The 2,853-nt window shown below is 65.9% G+C and carries 3 protein-coding genes; 2 read left to right on the forward strand and 1 reads right to left on the reverse strand.

Going from position 1 to position 2,853, the window contains the following annotated elements; all coding sequences use genetic code 11:
- Both VMR03_RS01560 and VMR03_RS01565 read left to right on the forward strand, forming a co-directional pair.
- Window positions 1–566 (forward strand): 50S ribosomal protein L11 methyltransferase (locus tag VMR03_RS01560; RefSeq protein WP_325401595.1); only part of this gene is annotated, 566 nt, incomplete at its 5' end.
- A gap of 153 nt (window positions 567–719) precedes the next feature.
- Window positions 720–2,534: an aminopeptidase P family protein gene (locus VMR03_RS01565; protein WP_325401597.1), complete on the forward strand. Its 1,815-nt coding sequence runs from the start codon at window positions 720–722 to the stop codon at window positions 2,532–2,534.
- Between the two features lie 133 nt (window positions 2,535–2,667).
- On the opposite strand, the gene VMR03_RS01570 is transcribed toward VMR03_RS01565, so the two are convergent.
- Window positions 2,668–2,853: BRCT domain-containing protein (locus VMR03_RS01570; protein ID WP_325401599.1), on the reverse strand; the 186-nt coding region annotated here is incomplete at its 5' end.

The raw sequence follows: 2,853 nt of genomic DNA on the forward strand, positions 1-2,853 counted from the left end.
TCCATGGCAGTCATGACGCCGACAGGATTCCGGCGGGCGTCATCCCGATCCGCATCGACGCGGCGCAGGCCTTCGGCACCGGCCATCACGAAACGACGACGGGCTGCCTCGAATTCATTTCGGAATTCGTCCGGCCCGGCCGTCGGCTCAACGCACTCGACATCGGCACGGGAACGGGCGTGCTTGCCATCGCCATCGCAAAGCTCGCGCATTGCAACGTGCTGGCGAGCGACATCGATCCGGTCGCGGTGCGCATCACGCGGGAAAATGCGCGCGTGAACGGCGTCGCGCCCTTCATCACATCAGTGACCGCCAAGGGCTTCGGCCACCCTGCCCTTCATGCCCGCGCACCTTACGACCTCATCGTCGCGAACATCCTCGCCCGCCCCCTCGTTTCCCTCGCGCCCGCCTTCGCGGCCCATCTGAAGCTCGGCGGAACGCTCATCCTCTCCGGCATCCTCGGGACGCAGGAGACGATGGTGACAAGCGCGCTCCGCTCGAAGGGACTTTTCCTGAAGGCCCGGAAGCCGATGGGGGATTGGGTGACATTGAGGGTTCAGGGGTAGCTTCATATTGCTGTCACCCCGGGCTTCGCCCCGGGGCCCAGGGGCCGCTTGCTCGGAAATCGACGCCCCTGGATCCCGGCACAAGGCCGGGATGACAATACTGGATTGGGCAGGCCAGTTGCCCCGTTCCCTTCCCGCCCCTACATTTGATCCATGTTCCAGACTTTCGACGATACGGCGGACCCCGCCTTTGGGATCGAGCGCGTGAAGCGGCTCCGCGAGGAGTTGAAGAAGCGCGGTCTCGACGGTTTCCTCGTTCCCCGCTCCGACGAGCATCAGGGCGAATATGTGCCGCCCCATGCGGAGCGATTGCACTGGCTCACCGGCTTTACCGGATCGGCGGGCATGGCCATTGTCCTGCTGGACAAGGCCGCGATCTTCGTCGACGGGCGCTACACATTGCAGGTTCGCAGCCAGGTCGATGTCGCGAGTTTCGAGCCGAAGTCACTGGCCGACGAACCGCCTGTACGCTGGATCGAGCAAAACCTCGCGAAAGGCGCGAAGCTCGCCTACGACCCATGGCTCCACACGGTCGACGGCGTCGCGCGGCTGAAGGCGGCGGCGGAAAAGGCCGGCGCGTCGCTCGTTCCGGTGGAGAGCAACCCCCTCGACGCCGTCTGGGCCGACCAGCCGGAGCCGCCGACGGCGCCGGTCCTCCCGCACGCGCTTGAATTCGCGGGCGAGCCGGCCGCCGACAAGATCAAGCGCATCGCCAACGGGCTGATGAACGACGACGTCAGCGCCGTCGTTCTCACCATGCCGGATTCGATCGCCTGGGCGTTCAATATTCGCGGCAGCGACGTGCCGCATACGCCCTTGCCTCTTTCCTTCGCGATCCTGCATGAAGACGGCCGCGCCGCTCTCTTCATCGACGAGCGCAAGGTCGGTCCCGAGACGCGGGCGCATCTGAAACCCATCGCCGCCATCCATCCGCGCGGCAAACTTCTCTCCGCGCTCGACGAACTTGGGCAGCGCAAGGCGACCGTCCTGGTCGATCCGGCAACCTGCGCCAGCGCGATCCATGACCGGCTGAAAGCAGCGGGCGCCGAGGTGAAGCGCGGCACCGATCCTTGCGAGTTGCCAAAGGCCTGCAAGAACGAGGCGGAGATCAGGGGCACGCGTGCCGCGCACCTGCGCGACGGGCGCGCCCTGACGAAGTTTCTCGCCTGGGTCGGGACGGAAGCGCCGAAAGGCGGCGTCGACGAGATCGCGGCGGCAAAGAAGCTCGAAAGCTTTCGCGCCGAGGCGAACGAGTTGCGCGACCTGAGCTTCGACACGATTTCCGGCGCCGGCGCCAATGGCGCGATCGTCCATTACCGCGTCACGACGGCGACCAACCGGCCGCTTCAGCGCGGCGAACTCTTCCTCGTCGATTCCGGCGGACAATATCTCGACGGCACGACGGATGTGACGCGCACTGTCGCCATCGGCGAAGCATCGGCTGAGCAGCGCGACCGTTTCACCCGCGTGCTGAAAGGCCATATCGGCATCGCCACCGCGCGTTTCCCGGAGGGGACGTCGGGCGCGCAGCTCGACGCCTTCGCGCGCATGGCGCTGTGGAAGGCCGGACTCGACTACGACCACGGCACGGGCCACGGCGTCGGCTCCTACCTCTCTGTGCATGAAGGTCCGCAACGCATCTCGAAGATGAGCAATGTCGCGTTCAGGCCCGGCATGATCGTCTCGAACGAACCGGGCTACTACAAGACCGGCGCCTACGGCATCCGCATCGAGAACCTGCTCGTCGTGACGCCGCCTGCAATGATCGAGGGCGGCGAACGCCCGATGCTCGGCTTCGAAACGCTGACGCTGGCGCCGATCGATCTCAATTGCGTCGAGCGCTCCCTTCTCACGCAGGACGAAGCCGACTGGCTCAACGCCTACCACGCTCGCGTCCGCGAGGCGCTGACGCCGGGGCTCGATGAGGCGACGCTGGCGTGGCTGAAGGACGCGACGCGGGCGATTTGATTCATTGCCTCTTCAAGTCCGTCATGCGCGGGCTTGTCCCGCGTATCCACGTCTTTCTGTTTGGAGAAAGCAAGGAAGGCGTGGATGGCCGGGACAAGCCCGGCCATGACGAGCATGAAGAGGAGGCGGGGGCCTACCCGCCTGCCATCTCGATCCATTCGTCTTCCGAGATGACCTCGACGCCGAGCGCGGCTGCCTTGGCGAGTTTTGAGCCGGCGTCGGCGCCGGCCACCAGCAGATCGGTCTTTGCGGAGACGGAGCCCGCAACCTTCGCGCCGAGCTGCTCCGCGCGGGCCTTTGCTTCCGAGCGCGTCATGCG

The sequence above is a fragment of the Parvibaculum sp. genome, assembly GCF_035511255.1.
Lineage (GTDB): Bacteria > Pseudomonadota > Alphaproteobacteria > Parvibaculales > Parvibaculaceae > Parvibaculum.

Excerpts from the sequence above, each read along its gene's own strand:
- VMR03_RS01565 (WP_325401597.1), top strand. The coding sequence starts at position 720 with ATGTTCCAGACTTTCGACGATACGGCGGACCCCGCCTTTGGGATCGAG.